The following is a 3,157-nucleotide window of genomic DNA, read 5'->3' as shown; positions in this document are numbered from 1 at the left end:
CTTCAATGGCAGCCTGGGGGGCTGCGTTATCTGCCGGTGGTATTTCGGTATCCTCAGTTCTGTTTTCTATGGGGGCAGCCATGATGCTGGGTGGTGTGGCGCAGATGCTGACGCCGCAGGCAAAAATCCCCTCGTCCCGGCAGACCGATAACGGCAAACAGAACACTTATTTTTCGTCACTGGACAACATGGTGGCGCAGGGGAATGCCCTGCCGGTGTTGTACGGTGAAATGCTGGTCGGCTCCCGCACGATCTCCCAGGAAATAAGCACACGGGATGAGGGCGGCGGCGGGCAGGTGGTGATCATCGGTCGCTGATTTACTGCAGCATATTTATATTAAAACAGAACCGCCTTCGGGCGGTTTTGTCGTTTCAGAGGGAACAGATTATGGGGAAGGGTGGTGGCAGCAGTAAAACGCCGCATGAGGCTCCTGACGACCTGAAATCCAGCCAGATGCTGACCGTTGTTGATGCCATCTGCGAGGGGCCGATTGAAGGTCCGGTGGACGGGCTGAAAAGTGTCAGAATTAACAAAACGCCGGTCCTCGACAGCGACGGTAATGCGATGGTTCACGGTGTCACCGTGGTTTACCGCGTGGGGGAGGATGAGCAGACCGCGATGGAGGGATTCGAAGACTCCGGTGCTGAAACCCTGCTGGGTGTGGAGGTGAAGAAGTCAGAGCCGGTGACCCGCACCATTACCGCTAAAACGGTGGACCGTCTGCGTTTTACCTTTGGTGTGCAGTCTCTGGTCAGTACCAGTACCAAAGGCGACCGCAACCCGACCAGCGTACAGATGCTGATCCAGTTTCGCCGGGACGGGCTGTGGCGAACGGAACGGGATATCACCATTACAGGTAAAACAACCACGCAGTTTCTGGCATCTGTGGTGATCGATGATTTGCCGCCCCGGCCGTTTGAAGTCCGCATGCAACGTATCACTGATGACAGTACGACAGACCTGCTGCAGAACAAAACGGTGTGGTCGGGCTATACCGAAATCATTGATGTAAAACAACTCTATCCGAATACCGCCGTTATCGGGGTAAAAGTGGACGCGGAGCAGTTTGGCAGCCAACAGGTCACGCGAAACTATCTCCTGCGCGGGCGCATCGTACAGGTGCCGTCGAATTATGATCCGGTAAAACGGACGTATTCCGGGCTGTGGGACGGGACGTTTAAACCCGCCTGGACAGATAATCCGGCCTGGTGTGTGCTGGATATGCTGACCCACCCGCGCTATGGCATGGGAAGCCGCATCGGTGTTGCCGATGTGGACAAGTGGGCGCTGTATGCCATTGCACAGTACTGCGATCGGCTTGTTCCAGACGGTTTTGGCGGGACAGAGCCGCGTATCACCTGCAATGCGTATCTGACGGACCAGCGTAAAGCGTGGGACGTGCTGGGGGACTTCTGTTCCCTGATGCGCTGCATGCCGGTCTGGAACGGCAATACCCTGACCTTTGTACAGGACCGGCCCGCCGATAAAGTCTGGACCTATACGCAGAGTAATGTGGTGATGCCCGCTGACGGTGCGCCGTTCATCTACAGCTTCAGCGCCCTGAAAGAGCGCCATAATGCCGCCGAGGTCCGTTACACCGACCCGAACAACGGCTGGGAAACGTCCACCGAACTGGTGGAAAACGACGCTGCCATCCGGCGCTACGGTCGCAACGTCCTGAAGATGGACGCGTTCGCCTGTACCAGCCGGGGGCAGGCGCACCGCGCCGGACTGTGGGCCATCACCACCGAATTGCTGGAAACGCAGACGGTGGATTTTTCCGTGGGGGCCGAAGGACTGCGACATGTTCCCGGCGATATCATTGAGGTCTGCGACAGTGATTATGCCGGCGTGACCGTGGGCGGACGCGTTCTGTCGGTCGACAGCCTGTCCCGTACGCTCACCCTGGACCGCGAGGTGGAAATACCGCCAGGCGGCAATGTGGTGCTGAACCTGGTGGGCAGCGATGGCCAGCCTGTTACCGTCGCGGTCACTGCACATCCGGCCCCGGACCGCGTGACCGTCAGCCAGTTACCCGATGGCGTGGCGGCGTACAGCGTGTGGGGGCTGAAACTGCCGGACCTGCGCCAGCGCCTGTTTCGCTGCGTGGCCATACGGGAGAATGATGACGGGACGTATGCCATCACCGCCGTGCAGCATGTTCCGGAGAAAGAGAGCATCGTGGACAACGGTGCGAAGTTTGACCCGTTGCCCGGCACAGGTGTCACGAACACACCACCCGCTGTGCAGCATCTCACCACGGAGATTCTGGCAGAGGACGGGCAGTATCAGGCGCGGGCGCGCTGGGACACGCCGCGCGTGGTGAAAGGCGTTAACTTCTTCCTGCGCCTGACGGTGAAAGCGGAAGATAACAGCGACCGCCTGGCCAGCAGCCTGACCCTGACCGAAACGGAGCACACCTTCCGCAACCTGACGCCGGGGCGCTACACCCTGACGGTGCGGGCGGTGAACACCCAGGGCCAGCAGGGTGAGCCTGCCAGCACAGATTTCAGTATCGCCGCGCCGGCTGTACCGTCTTATGTTGAGCTGATTCCCGGCTATTTCCAGATAACCGCCACCCCGCGTCAGGCGGTATATGACCCCACGGTGCAGTATGAATTCTGGTTTACGGATACGCAGATAACCGATATCCGCCAGGTGGAAAGCGATGCGCGTTATCTCGGCACGGCGCTGTACTGGATTGCGGCAAACGCGAGTATCAAACCAGGTAAAGACTATTACTTCTATATCCGTGCCGTGAACCAGGTCGGGAAATCGGCGTTCGTGGAGGCTAAAGGCCAGGCCAGCAACGATGCGGCGGGCTATCTGGACTTCTTCAAAGGGGAAATCACCGAAAGCCACCTCGGCAAAGAACTGCTGGAGAAGGTGGAACTGACAGAAGACAACGCCAGCCGGCTGGATCAGTTTTCGGAAGAGTGGCAGGACGCGAACGGCAAGTGGAATGCCATGTGGGGCGTGAAGATAGAACAGACCGAAGACGGGAAGCACTATGTGGCTGGTCTGGGCCTGAGCATGGAGGATACGGAAGAAGGTAAGCTGAGCCAGTTCCTGGTGGCGGCTGACCGTATCGCGTTTATCAACCCGGCGAACGGCAATGAAACTCCGATGTTTGTGGCGCAGGGCAACCAGATATTT

General features: G+C 58.5%; 1 protein-coding gene and 1 pseudogene. Both read left to right on the top strand.

From position 1 onward, the window contains the following. Window positions 1–317: pseudogene (locus tag FDW87_RS22750) on the top strand (tail assembly protein); the annotation flags it as partial. Between the two features lie 71 nt (window positions 318–388). Beyond that, the coding region (locus FDW87_RS15345) for a host specificity protein J (RefSeq protein ID WP_252363202.1) at window positions 389–3,157 on the top strand (2,769 nt) is incomplete at its 3' end.

The sequence above is a fragment of the Citrobacter sp. wls826 genome, assembly GCF_005281245.1.
GTDB classification, from domain to species: domain Bacteria; phylum Pseudomonadota; class Gammaproteobacteria; order Enterobacterales; family Enterobacteriaceae; genus Citrobacter; species Citrobacter braakii.
This window is presented reverse-complemented; position numbering and strand designations above follow the sequence as displayed.